Origin of the sequence: Vibrio owensii, from assembly GCF_002021755.1 — a bacterium.
Lineage (GTDB): Bacteria > Pseudomonadota > Gammaproteobacteria > Enterobacterales > Vibrionaceae > Vibrio > Vibrio owensii.
The window spans coordinates 547,812-566,869 of sequence record NZ_CP019960.1 but is presented as its reverse complement, the minus strand read 5'-3'; the positions used below and the strand labels follow the sequence as shown (position 1 = coordinate 566,869).

Genomic DNA, 19,058 nt, shown 5'->3' with positions numbered 1-19,058 from the left:
TTAAACCCTCACATCACGACGGCCATCGCGGCCCCAAATTAAATTGATCATTGCACGAGAAGCGAATACGCCAGTAAACATACTGGTCATCAGGCCCAAGCCTAGCGTTAGTGCAAAGCCTTGGATTGGACCGTTACCAATCGCGTATAGAATCACAGCAGTGATCATGGTTGTGATGTTGGCATCAAGGATAGTAGCGAACGCGCTGTCGAAGCCTAAGTCGATAGCTTGTGCAAAACTACGACCTTCACGCATTTTATCTTTGATACGTTCGAAGATGATTACGTTGGTATCTACCGCCATACCGACAGTTAGAACCAAACCGGCAATACCAGGGAGCGTTAGCACGGCACCAGGAAGCAGTGCGATTAGACCAAGCAAGCAAAGCATGTTTGCACACAAAGCCACGTTCGCAACCCAACCAAGACGACGGTACCAAAGTGCCATAAATGTAAGTGTTAGACCCATACCCAATGCTAGAGCAGCAAAACCGTTTTGAATGTTCTCTGCACCTAGAGAAGCACCGATTGTGCGTTCTTCAACAATGGTTACTGGCGCAGTTAGAGAGCCCGCACGTAGAAGCAATGCAAGTTGCTGTGCTTCATCCATGCTGCCCGCACCTGTGATGCGGAATTGGCTACCAAGTTGAGACTGGATAGTTGCAACACTGATGACGCGCTCGCTACGCTCAGTCATACCACGTTCGTCTGTTTTGTACTCACGGTATACAGTCGCCATTGGTTTGCCGATGTGTGTTGCAGAGAAGTCACTCATCTTCTTACCACCCGCGTGGTCTAGAGAGATGTTTACTTCTGACATGCCCATTTTATCAACGCCCGCACGCGCGTTTACGATGTGCTCACCCGTTAGTACTGGACGCTTGGTTAGGATTACTGTGCGGCCATCGTTGTCTTTCAGAACGAGATCTTGGCTACTACGTGCTTGACCAGCGTCTTTTACTTCGTAGAACGCAAGGCTCGCTGTTGCACCGATAACGTTTTTCGCTTGAGCAGGATCTTGAACACCTGGTAGCTCAATACGAATGCTCTCTTTACCTTGGCGTTGAACCAACGCTTCAGTAATACCAAGCTCTTCGATACGGCCACGCATGATCTTCAAGTTTTGTTGCAATGTCGTGGTTTGGAATTCTTGGATGTTTTGTTCGCTTGGTTGAAGTTCAAAACCACGGTCTGAGCTTGTCATTGTCCAACCTGGGTAGTTTTGACGAATGAACTGGCTCGCTGCTTTTAGGCCCGCTTCGTTTTCGCTGTTTACTGCGATGTGGTTGTGCGCTTCTGCACGAACTTGAACGCCACGAACACGTTCTTCACGAAGGCTTGCTTTGATCTCATCAACGAGTGCATCACGTTGTTCTTCGAAAGCTTTGTTCACATCTACGTTCAGTAGGAACTGCACACCACCGCGAAGGTCGAGACCAAGTTTGATAGGGCTAAAGCCCATTTCATTCAACCATTCAGGCGCAACAGAAACGTAAGAGAACGTAATGTTGTCATCTTTGTCTAGCTGTTCGTTAAGCAATGCACGCGCTTTACTTTGTGCGTCTTCACCATCAAAAACGATGGTGGTTTTGCCGTCTTTCTCAATGATCTTAGACGCAGGAATGTGGTGCGTTTTCAGCAATTGGTCTAACTGAACCACAGACATTGCGCTGTTGTTTTGGTCAGCAAACGTCACCTGAATAGAAGGCTGCTCACCAAACCAAGTTGGAATGGCACTTAAGGTTAAAATGATAATGGTCGTGATAAGTACGACGTATTTCCATGCTGAGTAATGATTCAGCACTTTTCTGGTTTTTTGTGGTTTTGGTGTTTTCTTCATGTAAACATCATCCCTTCACTAAACAGTGAAGTTTTCAATAATTGGATTCAAGACACGACAAAACGCTCACCTGACTAAAATGCAGGTACAGAATGCCCAGAGCTTCAATCGCTCTGTCGAAGAGTTGTCGTGTTAAGAACGCACAAGATGTGCAGAGTGATGGTGCTTACGCAGGAAACTGACTATTGAGGGCGACGTACATAGCATTAGTTTCTTTCCAGCCGGAAAGACGATGGTCGCTAACGAAGTGATTAAATACGGCTTGGTTTTGACGCCAGCTGATGTCCATTAGGCTATAAGCGTAGCCAGCATCAGCGTAGAAAGGTGCATTTAAATCGCCAATAAAATCAATGTGTTCATCGTCGATATTCTCACGCAGATGCGATGTCCAGCGCTGAGAATTAAAGATGGCCAGTGAATCTTGAAGCGCATGCCCTTCAGAAACTGGAGACTGCGTGCTTTCTTCAGTCAATTCAGAGAAATCAACCGGAGAGTTAGACGCAGAGCTGCTCGCCGTAAATGGCTGCAGTTTAGAAAAGTGAGGCAAATAGGATTTTTGTTCTGTTTGTGCAGCCGACGCCTGCATTGGCGACAAAGCCATTGCAAGAAGCAACAAAAACAGTTTTCTAACGTAAATCCAAGGCATGATAGCTCACTTAAAACAAAACGAGCCGAGTTCTTCAACTCAGCTCGGAGATAGTATTCCTATTGCTTATACTTAACAACTAAAAAGTTATAAATCTCTGTTTTCAATCGTGGAAAGCAATGGCCATAAGGGTTGAGGCTATATTCATCGATAAAATATTTCGCCTTTATCCACATCTAAGTAGATTTTGTTTTCTTGTTCCAGTCCGCCACAATAGATGAAGTACACGTTACGCTTCTTATAGGTAACTGAGCGAACCCAACCACCGAGTTCTTCGAAATCACTAGGGTCACAGGTTTCATCATCAAGCAATTGCTGCGTTTTGTTGCGGAACATATCCAAATGCGTTTTTAAATCGTCGGATTTTTGCAGGTAGCCATCCAAGATTTCCAAACGCTCTTGTTCTTTGATAACTGGCTCTGCATCAGACAGCCCTTTTGAATCCACCCACTCAGCGGTTTCTTCCCCACCCTCTTCATACACGATGTAATCTGATAAACGGAACCAACCATCGGCTTTTTCAAGCACAGAGACTTTCTCACCTTTGTAGAGAGTATCAACGATTAAGGCTTGGTTCTCCGGCTTGTTGTACACGTTAATGCGTCGCTCAGTCACGTAGTATTCGGTGATTTCCGGTGCTGGAGCTTCGAGATCCATGATCGGCTTTGGCTTTTCTTCTGGCTCGCTTGGTTGCTCAGGCTCTGGCTTTTGCTCAACCACTGGCTCGTCTTTTTGCATAAAGAAAAAGTAATACCCGGCTCCTGCTCCGCCTAATATAAGCAAAATGGCCAACGCTATCAGGGCTTTCTTCATGTTCGATTCCTTTTTTGTTCCTTATGCACTAGACGCTTCCACACTAACTATACTGATAGAAGATGCATAGCTGACGCGAACCCAAGTAACGTGAAAACAAATAATTTCAAAACCAATAATCGTAAAACCATTCATTCCAAAACAATGAACCTGAAAGCCGTAAGCATGAAAAGAATGATGAACAAGTTCAGTTGGATATTGTTATTCCTGCCTTTTCCCGCTTTGGCAAACCTTCAATGTGATCACGCATCGTGGAATGACAATCTTACCCAATTCAACCGTTTAGAGTCCAACTACAATGAGCATGCAAATTTGTTTAATGAGAGGTTGAGAGAGCACAATGAGCACCAGTTGCTCTCGCAAACCTTCTCAGTTGATGAGCTCACCAATCTTTGGCGAACCCCTTCCAATAAAACCATGTTGAAAAAACAATTGTTGGAGTCCAAAGAGCAACAACAAGAGTTTATTGAGATGTCGCGTTCCATTAATGCGTTGATGCACCACTCACAAAACATCGCAGAGAATTGGAAACGTATTGTTTTTTACTGCCAGAAAGGTGGTTCTAAATCGAATGAAATTTCAGCCAACTGGTATCTCACCAATACCCTTGAGATGCAGGAAGAGTTCCGCGTTTTAGCGGGTAAATATCTCACCTTAGCTAACCAATACGGTAAAGAAATCGAAGTGATAAATTACGCAAAAAATGTTTCCGATTAAATCTGTTCATATTGGGATTGTCCCCCTTTTAAAATTGAGCAATTAATAGACAAACAGGTCAAATAATAGAGATGTACGTCACAATAACGCTTTACTTGCGACCAGTTTTTGGGTAATTTACCCATTAACAAAATTTAATATAAAGTCACATTTGGCTGGAGATGATGCTAAACCAATGGTTATCAATCGTTTAAGTAACAGGGATTGTCCTAATGCTACCAGAGCCAAGTTTTTGTCAGTAGTTAGGCACGTTAAAGAGTTTGGTTCAATCAGTGATTTGGACCTTTGTAAAATCTTTGGAGAAACAATTTGGAGCGATGGGAGGGAATACCATTCAGCCGCGTTCTCATTCAAGGTTGATAGACACACAGGCAACTGTGAGATCTCAAAATACAAATACCAATAAGGCTTAAAAGAATACGCAAACGGAGGCAGGAAACTGGCTCCGTTTTTTATTGCGCGCTATTTGCTCAGCTTAGGCATCACCACCGTGAAATCATGGTCGGAATATCCCTCAATGAGATAACTCCTTTCACTCAGCAATTTGCAGTAACGCAACACGCCCTCTTTGTTATGAGATTCTAGTAATCTCATGCTCGGTAATTTGGCCTCATCCAGAAGATTAAACGCACATGCGATGTTCGCCGCATGATACATCTTCTCTATCATCTCTACTGTATGATCCGGGTTTGCGGACTGGTAATTCAATGAGCCCGAAGCAATCACGTAGTCCGACTTTGGCAACACCAATTTCGAAAAATCACCACGAATAAATTGAGTCTTTGTCCGGAAACTGCGCGTGCGAGACTCCGCGACAAACTGTTTTTGCTGATCGATGCCAACATAAAGGCTTGGGCTGCCGCCCTTTTGTTCGATGAAGGTCAATAAGTCTCCATAACCACAACCAATATCGAGAACGCTTTTACCATCTAACTCTAGATCCCGGCATAGAGCTTCAAAGCGCGTGATTTGGCTAAAAGTGTCTTGCCAACCAAGTGTTCTCGCTTTGTCGTCACCAAACTGCTTGTGTCTTTTTCGGTGATAGTGTGCGATGCGTAATCTATCGAGCCACTTCATAATGCCTTATTACCTTTGTATGGGTTACCCGTGAATCGACGTATTTACGAGTAAATTGGCAGGTTACCATTGCCCTTCACTTGGCGGATGGCCAGATGCGTATGGATGTCTTTGACGTTTTCAAGTCGTTGTAGTTTACGCGTGAAAGCTTCGTACCCGGTGAGATCTTTGCTCACGACCTCTAACAAGTAGTCATAAGCGCCAGAGACCACATGGCATGAAATCACCTCTTCCATATCGCTAATTGCTTGCTCAAAATCATCAATAGAGGCCGCTTGATGGTTGTTTAGACTGACTTCTACGAACACTGTCATCGCAATACCTGCTTGTTCGCGAGAAATCATTGCTCGGTAACCACTGATCACGCCCTCTTGCTCTAGGCGTTTTATTCTTCGCGCACAAGGCGAAGCAGAAAGCCCAACCTTATCCGCGAGCTCGCTTGTCGTCATTGTGGCGTCTTGTTGGATCAAATCCAATAACAGTCGATCAATTTTATCCATTACGTCTTCCTTGCCAAATTTCACCAAATAACATTCATTCCAAGATGAAAACCGCTAAGTTCTAATTATATTCGGTCATATTTTGCCACCATTGAGCGTCACTTTCATTCGATAATTAACACATTATTTACAAACGCACGGAACGCCTTATGGCACTTGGATACGCCGCAATCATCACAACGTTATTTCTTTGGTCGGGCTTTTTTCTCTCACTACGCGGGGGCGCGATATCAAACCTTCAACCCGCCGACATTGCGTTAGCACGCTTTCTTATCCCTGCCATTGTGCTGCTTCCATTCGTTCTAAAGTCTATGGATAACATCCGTGCTGTACCGAGCAAATACTTACTGGGTATCGTTGTGGGCAGCGGTCTGCCTTATCTCCTCGTCGCTGGTACAGCAATGCACTTTGCGCCCGTCTCTCATGGCAGCGCACTTATCCCTGGCACTTTGCCGCTATTTGTCTCTACGATCGCAGTAGTGTGTTATCAACAACCATTAAGTCAACATCGCATCATCGGCTTATCCGCAGTTTTACTCGGCATCCTGATCTTCTTGCTATCTAACGTTGGTGCAGAATACAACTGGCTGCAATTAAAAGGGCATCTTCTGTTTTTGGTTGGCAGTTTGATGTGGGCAGGCTTCACCATTAGTGCGCGCGTCGCCAATTTGAGTGCGTATGTTTGTGCTGGGTTTGTTTCGCTGATTTCATTTGCACTACTGATCATCGCGGTTGGTTTTGGCTGGCTTGATAGCTACCTTGCATCAACGCCTGTCAATCAATGGCCTTGGAATGAGTTGTTTGGTCACTTGATGTTACAAGGCATAGGAGCAGGCTTGTTGGCTTCGTTCACCTTCCTTTACGCGGTTAGAACCATAGGTGCAGAAGCCAGTGCGGCATTTGGGTCACTCACGCCCGTATTAGCAACGTTATTAGCGATTCCTGTCTTTAACGAACAACCAGATACTCTCACTTGGTGTGCGCTGCTGTTCGTTACCTGCGGAAGCATCGTCGCAAGCAATGTTCTCATGGAACAAGATCCTAGCCAAAATTATCAGCCTCCCGTTCACAGATAAGAATAAAACTGCATAACTTTTCATTTCGCCTATTGAAAGCAAAAACGGCGATTTGATAACCTGTCTGGATAATAAATTAAAACGTCAGAAGTTATGCCATCCACTCATACTAAAGATGAACTGAATAAATTCCTAAAAACAGGGATGCGACTCTCAATTAACTTTGAGTTTGGTCAGGACGAAAAGTACATTTACGCTGCGACCTATCTGGGGCTGAAAGAAAACGCTTATATCATCCTCGATATACCTACTCGCTTATTGGAAGAGCAAGCACTTAGAAAACTCAACAATGTAGATGTGGTTATTCGTGGAGTGTCAGACACCGATCTTGGGCATGTTGTCGCTTTCAAAACGAGCGTGTTGATGAACTTAGTTCGTCCTTCGCCATTGCTGTTTATTCGAATCCCTGCAACGTTTGCAACGAAGCCAGTACGAGAGCATGAGCGCTATAAATTGCAGCTCGATTGCGCGATCGACCACATGAGCAATAAATACGACGGCTGTTTGGTCGACTTCTCACTTTCTGGGTGCGGTATATCCACTCTGATTGAACCAGAGTTTGCCGTTGGGGATAGAATCACGATTGAGTCCCCTTTAAGTGGTTACATTGATGAAGACAACCGCTGCTCTATCGCCAATATCAAAAAGCTACAAAAAGGCTGGATTGTTGGGGTTAAGTTTGCAGAGCCTCTCGATATGACGGAAGCACTTAAGAATGAACTGCTGGAGCAATCTTTTTCGGCCAGCACTATTTAAGATTTAGCAAACAATCAGATACAAAAAGGGAGCATTTCGCTCCCTCTCTCTTTTTCATTATGTCCTTTCAAGCAAGAACCGCTGCTTAAAATCGACAAACGCCTCATGTAATGCGTTTTCTTTTATAGGCTTAAGTAAAACGTAGTTCGCGCCTGCTGCCATAAACGCATCGCTGGTTTCCTTCGCGGTATCCGCTGTACATGCGTAAATCGGTGTACCTAAACGTAAGTTCTGACGAATCTCATGTGTTGTTTCGATACCACCAAGGTGCGGCAACTGGTTATCCATCAAAATAAGGTCATAGGTATTATCAGCAAGAAACTCCATCGCTTCCAACCCATCTTTAGCCCAATCCACCTGCATCTTGTACTTCTTGCAAAAAGCCTGAAGAATAAACGCATTGGTGTGGTTGTCTTCCACCAATAGCACTTTCAAACTCTCATCAAACAAGAGTTCTGGCTTAACACGTTGGCTAACCTCTAAAGGTCTCAATACGCGTTCACGATCCTTCACTGGGAGCGTCACAACAAACGTGGTCCCCACCCCCTTGCTACTGCGAACTTGAACGTCACCTTCTAGCATGTCGACAAGGTTCTTCACGATGGTCAAACCTAGGCCGCTTCCACCGTACTCACGTGTGGTCGTTGCCTCTTCCTGCACAAAAGGTTCAAACATTTGATCTAGTTTGTCGGATTCAATACCGATACCCGTGTCGGTGATTTCCACCACTAAAACGCTGTTATCTGCGCCGTAGAATTGCTCCAGTTCGGCATTTAGGCGAATCGAACCAGAAGGGGTGAACTTAACGGCATTGCTCACCAAATTAAACAGGATTTGATTGAGGCGAACTTGGTCAGTGAAGATCTCAACATTCGGATCAAGTTTGTTCTCGATAACCAACTCGACCCCTTTGTTCGCACAGATTGGACGGTAGATGTTTTCCAACGTACGCATCGTATCGGTGAACGAGAATGGATGTTTCTGAATATTGAATTTACCCTGCTCTATCTTCGAGAAATCAAGAATGTCGTTCAATACCGCCAGTAGATGCTCGCCACTGTGACAAAGTACATCGATTTGGTTCTTCTGTTCTTCCGTTTCTACCGAATCTTTAAGCAACTGAGCAACACCAAGAATGCCGTTGATAGGCGTGCGGATTTCATGGCTCATCTTGGCAAGGAAATCGGCTCGTGCTTGCGCTGATTTCTCCGCTTCTCGACGAGCAATATTACTCTGCTTCTCAGCTTCGATAAGCGTTGTAATGTCTTGGCCTTGAACGATAATGCCACTGATATCACCATCAACACGAATTGGTGACAAGTTCCAACGGTAGATCTTGTTACCGATAGGCACGTTAACGCCCGTCAATGTCGCGCCTTGGGCGGCCATCTTAAGGTGTGGCGTCAGTTTGTCTTTGAAACCTTGGAATACCGGATGCATAGTTTCGTGATCGTCTTCAATCACTAACTCTTTGCGCGCTGCTGGGTTCATTTGAATCAAGATGCTTTCTTCAGACCAAACCATGATTGGCGATAGCGCAAAATTAAACAGATCTCGGAACGACTTTTTCTGTGCTTCTAGCTCTTCAAAGGTACTTTCTAGAGTTGAGCCTATGTGGTCAAACTCTTCGATATCCGAGCCACCAAATCGTTCAAACCCCTTCTCCTCTCGCGCAGAGCGAGTATAGGACATCAAAGATTCCAACTGAGCCGCCACTTTGCTTTCAATCCACTCTTTGGTCATGAGCGCAATCATGATCATACCAATGATAGAAGCCAGCATGGCCAAAATGTGTTGAATTTGTAACGTCACGACGCTCTGGTTGTCTTGTACCGTCAACAGGCAAAGCTCGGTCGTCACCGCATTCACTTCAATTGGAGTTTCAATCACCAGCAGTTTATCGAGCCTTCTGTCTGAAGCTTTACGGTGCAGTACATCCACCACATCATAAGGCTCATCGCCAATCAAAGAGTTCGCTAGGGGCACGTTATTGGCAATCAAGACGACGTTATCGACGTTACTCTCACTCTTGAGTTTTTCCATCAACGCAAAGTTGTTGTCCAACACAACGGCATTGAACGAAAAGCCAAGCACCTCACCTGTTGGCGGATCTAATACAGGAACTCGACGAATCAGCATGTGCCTTGACCCAATAGAGGTCATCACATTCACGTAGTACCAGTTGTTGCTAAAGGTCACTCGATTGGCAAGGCTATCCAGAATCAGGTCATTCACACCATAGAAATGTGCATTGCCATCGTCCCAAATAATGCCTTTGTGATCGGTCAGAAAGCGAAATTCTGGTGTGTGTGACGGGTCGCTCTGGTCGATGCTGAGAAAGAAGAAGTTGAGCGCATCCGTATTTCGACTGGTGTAAAAATCACGAATCACTTCACTTTTGGAGTTGCTGTCATGATGTATTTGAATCGCCGCAAAGTGGCTATCAAATATATTGTGGATCAGTGCAGAGGTTTGTTGCTTCGTCCTGTCTACTTCTTGCCAGATTATCTGCTTGGAGAAGTAGTAGCTCTGAATGAAAATCCCTAGAATGATCGGAGCAAGAACAAGGATGATGATCTTTGTAATGAGCGTCGCCAGAGAGCGACGCTTTTTTATGTTTGATCGCGTTGTCGTCATCAATTATCTGAATATCTAAATGCACGCTTTTTAAGCGCTTCGATTCGTTCCGGTGAATCCGCCTTTGTGACAATTTCAAAGTCACCGGAGTATACGGTTGGCACTGGCTTTCCTTCCAAGTCCCACTTAATGGCTTCTGCCATGGCGATGCCAGTATCGTCATTCATACGCATGACGGTAATGTCTAAATCGCCTTTTTGAATAGCGTCTAGCTCAGCAGAGCCTCCACCCCATCCATTAACCATAATGTCGTCACGACCCAACTCAGCCAATGCATCAACAGCGCCTAAAGCCACATCGGTCGAACACGCATAAATAAAATCAACGTCTGGGTGTTTCGCTAAACTCGCCTTCGCGGCCTCATAGCCGGATTGCTTGGTTGCTTTCGTGTAGTACGCTGATTGTAGCTCAAAGTTATTGTCACGGTTAACTTGGTGAATGAAAGTGTCACCTCTTACGTCGCTAATGTACCCTTCAGAAAAGTAAAGCACACTGTAATATGTGTGTTTTGGGAAGTACTTTCCGAATTCTGTTGCGAGTTCACGACTGCCTTCTGCATGGTCAAACCCAACATATAAAAATGGCTGATGTTTATCCCATTCACGCACTGGCGTGGTGATATTTTGTAAGATTAATTTGGTGTTGGTGGAATCTAATACGTGCTCAACAAATTTACGGTGTCTTGTCGTATCAAGCGTGAAAATCAAATAATCGGATTTGCTCTTAAGCGCCTCCATTAATGACAAGCTCTGTTGCTTAATATCGGCATTTGGTCGTGTAAATACTTGGTTGATTTGATAGTTGATATTCAACTTGTCTAGTCGTTTTTCAAATGCAGCGATGTTTCTTACCCAGTAATCGGACACCTGTTGTCCTGGATAAACAACCGATATTTTGAGTGGACGCTTTTTGGCTTTAGAAAGCGGAACAGGACGCTCTCGAACGGCTTCCGCCAACGCATTGGTCAGTTTTCTCTGCTCAGGAAATTCATCTAAGAATTCTTGATATGCCCAGTACCCATTCAACACTTGAGTGGCGTGGGTAACTGGAGAAAAACTCACCATAGAAATTAAGGAAAATAGTAACGCTTTATTCATTTGTTGCTCATTTAGTTTTTTATGGAGCATGGAGCTGCTCTATTTTATTACCTAGCCGAGTCATCCTTTACCCTATTAATTTCATCTTCCATAAATTGTCCGTTTCTATATAAATATTGTTGATATAAAGCCGAACGGACATCAACGTATTATGTGGTACAAGCGCCCGAAATGATACCCACAAGCGCCAAAAATAAACCGCCATTTGAAGGCGGTTTATTTTTTGACATAATTAGGTATTAATTTAGAGGACAAACGTTGAACTAGCTGCACAATTTTGCACTTTTTGACCGATTGAGGGTTGTACTTGCTAGATTTAACTCAAACGCCTATCAAGCAACTGGATGATCTCTTAGCGTTGTTATTTACGCGTTTGAAATGCAAGCAATTGGTCTTCACCTACCTGAATATCCGCACTTTTTTGCACCAACAGTTCTTTCTTCGTCTTGGTAAGCTGCTTGATGAAATATTCAGCCTTCATTGCCATGCTTTTGTTCTCAAAAGAACAGGACCACTCTAACGTTAGCGGCCCTTTGCCTTTTAAGGCTTTCGCGCCTTTCCCACTCTCGTGCTGCTTGAAGCGTCGCTCAACGTTATTCGTCACACCGCAATACAGCGCATTGCGGTTATTACGAATCAGGTAAACGCTCCAATTCTGCTCGGCAGTCTCACTCATGAAAGTAGAGATTCAACCTGCTCTTTTAGCGCTGCAAGCTCTTCACGAAGTTCCGCGACTTCTTGTTCTAATTGAGCAATACGTTCAGAAGCCGCAGAAGAAGGGGCTGCGCTTGCTACTGCCAACTCACTCACATCCACTTCACCACAGAATAGGTGCATGTAGCGTGATTCACGTTTGCCAGCTTCACGAGGAAGCTTAACCACAAGTGGGCCTTTCTCATCACTTGCTAGATGCTCAAGTACGTTTTCGACTTCTTTTACATCATTGAAAGTAGCCAGACGGTTAGTACGAGTGCGAATTTCACCTGGAGTTTGCGCGCCACGAAGCAACATGCAGCATACGATGCCCTTTTCTTGCTCCGTCAGTTTTAGATCGCCAAATTCAGTATTGCAGAATCGATGTTGGTATTTGCTCACGCGGCTGTTAAAACCACTTTCGTCGCTGACTAGACGGCGCTCAATCAGCGCATCAACCGCATCCAGTACATCGGCTTCGGATAGCGACATTACTGGTTCGCGGTTACTTTTTTGGTTACATGCGTTAGTCAGCGCGTTAAGGCTTAGAGGGTATTGGTCGGGGGTGGTCACTTCTTTTTCGATTAAGCAGCCAATTACTCGTGCTTCAATTGCCGTTAGCTCAACTTTCATAATGCATTTCCTTATTATTGTTGCATTTGAATTTGGGTATCAGGCTAAAGCATAGCGCATGGACCTGACACCCTTTGCGAATCGGGTTAGGTCTTAATGCTCTGAGAGAATCGACACCTTGGTCATTTTTCCATTCTCATCAATCATCATTATCTTCGAACGATTGAGTTCGACTTCAGTGATTTCAAGTTGCGTTCTCGCCGCAACATAGGATGCTTTGAGCTTGGCCGCCAGAGAGTCGTTTTGGGTTTCGACATCTTGGCTTTCAACTTGCTCCGCAATAGTCCCAGAGTTCATTTCGAGCTTCATATTTTTGTATTGAATGACGCTGATAATATAGCGAAGGCATCACCATGACAACGAGTCCCTGCGTTCAAGTGAGCAACATTCACGCTTTTAACACTCGATTGTTAATAGCTCATCAGAATTGATGGATAAATGCTCAACCCAGCATGACGTTTGATCTAAAGACTGTTATGCCACGAGATGTTGTGCTTTAATCGAGTCAGATATTCACAAATTAGGAAAGGGAACCATGAGTAGCGTATTTGAAATCGTGAACCAAGCTCGTCGTAAAAACAAACTAAAACGTGAGCTGCTTGATAACGAGAAAAAAGTTCGTGACAACCGTAAACGTGTAGATCTACTAGAAAACCTACTAGACTACATCAAGCCAGAAATGACTCACGATGAAATCCTAGCAATCATCAAAAACATGAAAGCAGATTACGAAGACCGCGTTGACGATCACATCATCAAGAGTGCAGAAATCTCTAAAGCACGTCGTGATATCAGCCGTCGTATCCGCGAGCTGACTGAAGAAGACAAGCAAACTAGCGGCAAAAAATAAGTCGAATTAGTTTCAGAATTCAACCCCGAGCAGGGATAACTTGCTCGGGGTTTCTTTTTGTCTCTTTGTTGTACACTGTGTACAATAAAATCAATTTCTGTTCTAAACACACTCAACGTTCCTATGCCTTCTACTTCTTCTAACGCACAACCGACGTTAGCAAAACAACTGTTTACTATGACATGGCCAATGCTCTTTGGTGTGTTGTCATTGATGAGCTTTCAACTTGTTGACAGTGCCTTCATCGGTCAACTGGGCATTTTGCCGCTCGCGGCTCAAGGCTTTACTCTGCCTTTGCAAATGGTGGTTATTGGCATCCAAGTTGGCCTCGGCATTGCTACCACCGCTGTTATTTCAAAAGCGCTAGGCGCAAATGACACTCGCTATGCAAAACAACTAGGCGGTCTCGTCCTGATGATTGGCTCTGTAGGCGTGGCTGTATTTGGCTTGCTTATCTGGCTATTACGCTACCCTATTCTCTCACTATTGAGCGCACCTGATACCGTGATGCCAATCATCGACAGTTACTGGCCTTGGTGGCTGTTGAGTTCTTGGGTAGGCGCGGTACTGTACTTCTACTACAGTATTTGCCGCGCCAATGGCAACACCATGCTACCTGGTACCATGATGATGGTCACCAGCGGTGTGAACTTAGTGCTCGATCCGTTATTTATCTTCACATTTGACTTGGGGATTAACGGTGCAGCCATTGCCACCATCATCGCCTTTGGTTTCGGTATATTGGTCGTCGCTCCTCGTGTTCAAAAAAACCATTGGGCAACCTTCCAGTGGCAAGATTTGAATGTGGTTAAGAGCATCACTTCCATTGGTAATATCATGGGCCCAGCGATGATCAGCCAGCTTCTACCACCGCTCTCTTCTATGTTAGCAACCAAGCTACTTGCAGGCTTTGGTACTGCCGCTGTCGCTTCTTGGGCATTGGGGTCTCGCTACGAGTTCTTCGCTATCGTTTCGGTATTGGCATTAACCATGTCTATGCCACCGATGGTTGGTCGTTTGTTGGGCGCAAAAAACTACACTGATATCCAGTCGCTGATTTCTATCGCGGTGAAGTTCATTCTAGGTTTCCAGCTGATGATTGCAGTGATTACGTTTATCGCCGCAAACCCACTTGCGCTACTGATGACCAGCGATGCAGAAGTGACCAACGTACTTGAAATGCACCTGATGATTGTGCCAATTAGCTTGGGCTCTTTGGGCGTGTGTATGCTGATGGTGTCTATCTGCAATGCTCTAGGCAAGTCATACACCGCGTTAACGATTTCAGCATTGCGTCTGTTCTTGTTTTTCCTTCCTTGCCTGTGGGTCGGTGCACAAATGGGCGGAATCAAAGGACTACTTATCGGAGCTTGTCTCGGTAACATAATGGCTGGCATTGCCGCTTATATTACGTATCGCAAAACCATTCATAAGCTTGCATCCGCTTAAAAACAATTTAAGAATATCGCACAAAACAAAGCCCTCATAACGAGGGCTTTTCAGTGTTTGATTGAGAAGTTGAGTAAATTAGCCTAATGCGATTTTATCGGCAGGGAACACAACACCAGTTTGTCTTCTCACTTCAGTAAGCACTTTGGCAACCGTCAATGAGCGCTGCTTCATTTGAGGGTCAATCGAGCCAAGTTTCAGTTGGTTAGCAAACGCCTGCGCTTCATAGAACATGTGGTTCTCTTCTTGAGGTAGCGTGAGAACTTTTTTGTCTTCGCCACGTAGAATGCGTTCAACGCCACGACCTGTGGCAATCATATCCACCAGCACACTGCCCTGTTCACCTTGGAATTCACTTGGGATAAGTGAATCACTCACCTTCGAGTGCAATAGGTTCACATTAAAGCCATCGTAAGCGAGCGTCACGCTGCCACAACCATCAACGCCGGAAGGCAGAACATGAGCACTTGCTTGCACGCTGTTAGGCTCTCCAAACAACTCAACAGCAGAACCAACACAGTAGTAACCAATGTCCATGATAGAACCGTTCGAAAACTCTGGATTGAAGGTATTTGGGTTCTCACCGTTCAGGTATTTCTGGTAACGAGAAGAATACTGACAGTAGCTAATGGTGGCATGACGAAGAGGAGCAATTGTCGGAAGGCTATCTTTTAGCACTTGGAAGTTTGGTGTGTATGGCGACATGAAGGCTTCAAACAATACGACGTTATTCTCTTCAGCCGTTTTGAACATCGCTTGAGCAAGAGAATAATTAGACGCCATTGGCTTTTCACAAATCACATGCTTACCGGCTTTAAGCATTTGCATTGCTTGAGGCGCGTGAAATGAGTTAGGGCTCGCAATGTACACCGCGTCAATACTCTCATCGGCACCCAACGCCTCTAGGCTGTCGTAGTATGCTTCTGCGTTGTAAGGTGAGCCAAATTCGCGCGCTTTCTCTACATCGCGTGAGTAAACGGCTTGAAGGCAAAATTCTTTGGTCTGAATCGCTGCTTCAACAAATTGTTGAGAGATCCAGTTTGTCCCGATTACAGCAAGTTTGAACATGTTACTTCCTTTTCTTTATCGTTCTAAAAGCCGTAAAGAGTCCGGCTTTCAAGTGCGATTTAAGCAAGCTTTAGTTCATTAAACAACTCAAATAGTTGATTCGATTTGTAAGGTTTCGGTAAGTATGCGTCCATCCCTGCAGCAAAACAGTTTTGGATATCTTCTTCTAGCACGCTAGCTGTAAGAGCAATGATTGTGATTTTGTCGCTCCCGACTTCTTTCTCCCAACGACGAATCTCTTTTGTCGCAGTCAACCCGTCCATTACTGGCATCATGCAATCCATCAATATGGCATCAAACTGCTCGCCTGTGGTGATTGCCTCCAGAGCTTCCTGCCCATTGCTCGCGATAAGATAATCGTACCCTGCTTTATCTAGAAAGAAACTGGCTATCTTTTGGTTCATCAAATTGTCTTCGGCAATCAAAATGCGACGATGCGTGCGTGACTGATTAATATTGTGAATCACAGCCGATTGCGTGACATGGTAACTTTTGGCATTCTGCTCAACTTGAGCAAGCTCATCAATGGCATGCCTAAAGCGATTACCAAGAAATGGCTGAGTCAACACCGCATGAATTCGTTCCGAGTTGGTATAGGTGGTAGTGAGATGATGCTGACACACAATGATTCGGCTTGCGTCGACATAACTCTCTAACTCATCAATAGCTGAATCCAGCTTACTTTTGCCATCATGACAGTAAAAAATGACTTCAGATTCTCTTGCGGAGGAGGTCAAATCATCAATGTGCTTAACCTCTGAGAGTTGTATTCCTGCCAAGCGGCATTCTTTGACGATTTGGTCGGTGTAAGGGTATTGGTCTGCGATGAGTATACCGGTTCGGATTATTTCTGAACGCCAGCCAACAATTGGAAGCACTTCCACTTCGATTGAGAATTCGAAACTGGTTCCAATTCCTTTCGATGACGTCGCGGTGAGTTTGCCCCCCATCATGGCAACCAATTGACGACAAATCGCTAAACCTAATCCGGTGCCACCAAACTGGCGTGAGATGCCTTCATCTTCCTGAGTAAAAGGTTCGAATATGGTATTCAGTTTGTCTCGCTCAATACCTACCCCTGTGTCTGTCACTCTGAACGTTAGGAAAACGCTCTTTTGCGTCGTCGACTCTTGATAATCAACATCGACTGAAATGTGCCCTTCATGGGTGAACTTCACCGCATTCGAAACTAAGTTCATGATGATCTGTTTGATGCGGTGATCGTCGACCATAATGCGCGGAGGAATACGTTCATCCAGGTTGATGTTTAATTCCAATTGCTTAGACGTTGCCTTGGATTGAAATAAAATCATCGACTGATAAACGACCTCGCGAATGTCTGTCTCGATTAAAGAAAGTTGCAAGTGCCCGGATTCAATTTTCGACAAATCGAGAATGTCGTTTAGCAGAGTCAACAAGGTATGAGACGAAGTATCAATATCGGTTAAGACTTCTTTCTGATGATCGGAAAGATCACTTTGGGACAGTATCTCCGTCATCCCAATAATGCCATTCAGCGGAGTTCGTATTTCATGAGACATACTGGCAAGAAAGACCGATTTTGCGCGGTTTGCAGAGATGGCTGACTCTTTGGTTTTAAGAATCTCTTCTGTTTGTCGGTTTTGCTCTTCCATCATGCGATTAACTTGCTGCGCGAAAATAGTGAATTCATCATTACCGTCAACGGCAACCTTTTCTCCTTTCACATGCTCATGGATGAGAGTGTTGAGAGAGTGAATAATGGCGTCCAGTTTGCTGTGCACTCGATACCAAGTACCAAATCCCAACCAACACAATAAGACGATGATGACCATGACTCCCGACGTCATCAGCGTGATGCTTTGTTTTTGAGAACTGACTTGGACTAATAACGCGCTTTCAACTTGTTGCGTGAACCCTTCCGTCATCACTTGTAAACGTTGCACGCGATGGTCGAGATCTCTCAGATAAGTCACATAATCCGATTGCGACAACTCACCAGCCATCAAACGTCCACGAGCTTCAATGCCAGAGAGATAGCGCGGCGATGTGTACAAGCTCAGTAGTTTATCAACTTGTTCATTTGAAGCCCCTAGCTTTAGAAACCCTTCCAAACTTTGCTGTTGTCGCTCAATTGCTTGGAAAAACATCCCTTGATTCGGCTTGCTTTCTGGCTCTAACACCAAGCGATAGGTTAACCATGCCTCTTTTTGAGTCCAATAAGAAAGCTGCGCGAGATAAGCAATGAAGTCTTGCATCCAATGCGCTTCGTCACTGTCGAATAGGTGGTAATGCTGAACCAATGCTTCAGACATTTCCTGTAAGAGACGAAATGACCAATCTCCTGCATCCACACTGCCCCTTATGTCACCAGAGATCACATCTAACATGGCTTGCTTTAAATCTTCGGAATACTCCAAGGTGTGGCTGTTTTTCATGAACTTGTCATAAATAGCGAGCGCTTTATCTCGTTGAACTTTGACTTCAATAGGAAGAGGCTGTTCTTCTCCATATTGGTGACGCTCTTTCTCCATCTCGTATACAAAGTGAGAGGCTTCTGAAATCAGCTTTAAGCCTTGGATATTACTAACGGTTTGATTGAGTCTGGCGACTCGTTGGGAGTTAACAGAGAATTGGTGAACGGCAAACACAGAAATAACCACCGCAGGTAACAGTGCGAGTAGAGCTAAACGTAATTTTATAGAAAGTTTTATCATCCGTTCGCCCGAGTTAATAAAAGGCCCTCGAATTAATACTAGACTACTTTCATAGATTGAATATGAACTTATGCGAAGGGTTTTATTGACGCTTTTGCTTCGCTTATCTGCTCAAATAGGCAAAAACAACACTTAGAGCCCTTTGTTGCACCAAGGTTAACCAAACAAAAAGTGTGATTGCTTGCAAAATTTTGCAGCATCAATTTTAAACAGATTTGGTTAAATCGACTCATACCATTGGTGAATCCCGAACTATCGCTAAAAAGCGCCTGAAACGTTTACTATTTTCGTGTTAAAGAAAACGGGCATCACAAAAACCAAACAAAAAATATCATTGTTACAATCTTTCCATTTGAAGCGATCCGTTATCATCGCGAATTAAGTTTCATATTTGTAAAAAGTCAATCCCCATCAAACCCTGCCTTAGTCACATTAATCGACCATCAAAAAGACGATTCACGACACTTTAAACTGGATTTATTTTTCCTAGCAGAATAAGACCTCCACCCGT

General features: G+C 44.5%; 18 protein-coding genes. 6 read left to right on the top strand and 12 right to left on the bottom strand.

Annotation, left to right across the window (positions count from 1 at the left end; translation table 11 throughout):
• The 3 genes from secD to A9237_RS19135 form a co-directional block, all read right to left on the bottom strand.
• Positions 1 to 1,839 (bottom strand): protein translocase subunit SecD, encoded by a 1,839-nt coding sequence (gene secD, locus A9237_RS19145; protein ID WP_054823757.1) that lies wholly within the window; start codon positions 1,837 to 1,839, stop codon positions 1 to 3.
• A gap of 166 nt (positions 1,840 to 2,005) precedes the next feature.
• Positions 2,006 to 2,485, bottom strand: a complete 480-nt coding sequence (locus tag A9237_RS19140; protein ID WP_078609140.1) for a hypothetical protein — start codon at positions 2,483 to 2,485, stop codon at positions 2,006 to 2,008.
• 144 nt (positions 2,486 to 2,629) lie between these two features.
• Positions 2,630 to 3,298: an SH3 domain-containing protein gene (locus tag A9237_RS19135; protein ID WP_078609138.1), complete on the bottom strand. Its 669-nt coding sequence runs from the start codon at positions 3,296 to 3,298 to the stop codon at positions 2,630 to 2,632.
• A 165-nt stretch (positions 3,299 to 3,463) separates the two neighbouring features.
• On the opposite strand from A9237_RS19135, the gene A9237_RS19130 reads away from it, so the two are divergent.
• Positions 3,464 to 4,015 (top strand): ATPase, encoded by a 552-nt coding sequence (locus tag A9237_RS19130; protein ID WP_237358455.1) that lies wholly within the window; start codon positions 3,464 to 3,466, stop codon positions 4,013 to 4,015.
• A 175-nt stretch (positions 4,016 to 4,190) separates the two neighbouring features.
• Entirely contained in the window at positions 4,191 to 4,421 is a 231-nt protein-coding gene (locus A9237_RS27640; RefSeq protein WP_078609136.1) for a hypothetical protein, read from the top strand.
• 56 nt (positions 4,422 to 4,477) lie between these two features.
• On the opposite strand, the gene A9237_RS19120 is transcribed toward A9237_RS27640, so the two are convergent.
• Complete coding sequence (locus A9237_RS19120; RefSeq protein WP_078609134.1) at positions 4,478 to 5,092, bottom strand: class I SAM-dependent methyltransferase; 615 nt, start codon at positions 5,090 to 5,092, stop codon at positions 4,478 to 4,480.
• A gap of 44 nt (positions 5,093 to 5,136) precedes the next feature.
• The gene (locus A9237_RS19115; RefSeq protein ID WP_039985186.1) at positions 5,137 to 5,592 is read right to left on the bottom strand and encodes an Lrp/AsnC family transcriptional regulator; all 456 of its coding nucleotides are present in this window, start codon (positions 5,590 to 5,592) and stop codon (positions 5,137 to 5,139) included.
• A gap of 149 nt (positions 5,593 to 5,741) precedes the next feature.
• On the opposite strand from A9237_RS19115, the gene A9237_RS19110 reads away from it, so the two are divergent.
• Positions 5,742 to 6,668, top strand: a complete 927-nt coding sequence (locus A9237_RS19110) for a DMT family transporter (RefSeq protein ID WP_078609132.1) — start codon at positions 5,742 to 5,744, stop codon at positions 6,666 to 6,668.
• A 93-nt stretch (positions 6,669 to 6,761) separates the two neighbouring features.
• Complete coding sequence (locus A9237_RS19105; protein ID WP_009704764.1) at positions 6,762 to 7,424, top strand: PilZ domain-containing protein; 663 nt, start codon at positions 6,762 to 6,764, stop codon at positions 7,422 to 7,424.
• A gap of 57 nt (positions 7,425 to 7,481) precedes the next feature.
• Here the strand turns inward: A9237_RS19105 and luxQ are convergent, their stop codons facing one another.
• From luxQ to A9237_RS19080, 5 genes are all read right to left on the bottom strand, one after another.
• Entirely contained in the window at positions 7,482 to 10,061 is a 2,580-nt protein-coding gene (luxQ, locus tag A9237_RS19100; protein ID WP_038893588.1) for a quorum-sensing autoinducer 2 sensor kinase/phosphatase LuxQ, read from the bottom strand.
• Positions 10,061 to 11,158 (bottom strand): autoinducer 2-binding periplasmic protein LuxP, encoded by a 1,098-nt coding sequence (locus A9237_RS19095; protein ID WP_009704766.1) that lies wholly within the window; start codon positions 11,156 to 11,158, stop codon positions 10,061 to 10,063. Before A9237_RS19095 ends, luxQ begins: the two co-directional genes overlap by 1 nt.
• A 361-nt stretch (positions 11,159 to 11,519) precedes the next feature.
• Entirely contained in the window at positions 11,520 to 11,834 is a 315-nt protein-coding gene (locus A9237_RS19090) for a GIY-YIG nuclease family protein (RefSeq protein ID WP_020194123.1), read from the bottom strand.
• Positions 11,831 to 12,484 carry a YceH family protein gene (locus tag A9237_RS19085; RefSeq protein ID WP_078609130.1) on the bottom strand — a complete coding sequence of 218 codons (654 nt, stop codon included), beginning with the start codon at positions 12,482 to 12,484 and terminating at the stop codon, positions 11,831 to 11,833. Before A9237_RS19085 ends, A9237_RS19090 begins: the two co-directional genes overlap by 4 nt.
• A gap of 93 nt (positions 12,485 to 12,577) precedes the next feature.
• A complete protein-coding gene (locus A9237_RS19080) occupies positions 12,578 to 12,781 on the bottom strand; it encodes a hypothetical protein (protein ID WP_009704769.1) in 204 nt (67 codons plus the stop codon).
• A gap of 238 nt (positions 12,782 to 13,019) precedes the next feature.
• Between A9237_RS19080 and A9237_RS19075 the strand changes: the two genes are divergently transcribed.
• Both A9237_RS19075 and A9237_RS19070 read left to right on the top strand, forming a co-directional pair.
• Complete coding sequence (locus A9237_RS19075) at positions 13,020 to 13,334, top strand: DUF496 family protein (protein WP_005442423.1); 315 nt, start codon at positions 13,020 to 13,022, stop codon at positions 13,332 to 13,334.
• A 123-nt stretch (positions 13,335 to 13,457) separates the two neighbouring features.
• Positions 13,458 to 14,783, top strand: coding sequence for an MATE family efflux transporter (locus A9237_RS19070; RefSeq protein ID WP_078609128.1), 1,326 nt, complete (start codon positions 13,458 to 13,460; stop codon positions 14,781 to 14,783).
• Positions 14,784 to 14,861: 78 nt separating this feature from the next.
• Here A9237_RS19070 and A9237_RS19065 read toward each other — a convergent pair whose 3' ends face one another.
• Together A9237_RS19065 and A9237_RS19060 are read right to left on the bottom strand one after the other, a co-directional pair.
• The gene (locus tag A9237_RS19065) at positions 14,862 to 15,851 is read right to left on the bottom strand and encodes a Gfo/Idh/MocA family protein (RefSeq protein ID WP_078609126.1); all 990 of its coding nucleotides are present in this window, start codon (positions 15,849 to 15,851) and stop codon (positions 14,862 to 14,864) included.
• Between the two features lie 59 nt (positions 15,852 to 15,910).
• Positions 15,911 to 18,547, bottom strand: a complete 2,637-nt coding sequence (locus A9237_RS19060) for a hybrid sensor histidine kinase/response regulator (protein ID WP_078609124.1) — start codon at positions 18,545 to 18,547, stop codon at positions 15,911 to 15,913.
• Between the last annotated feature and the right edge of the window lie 511 nt (positions 18,548 to 19,058).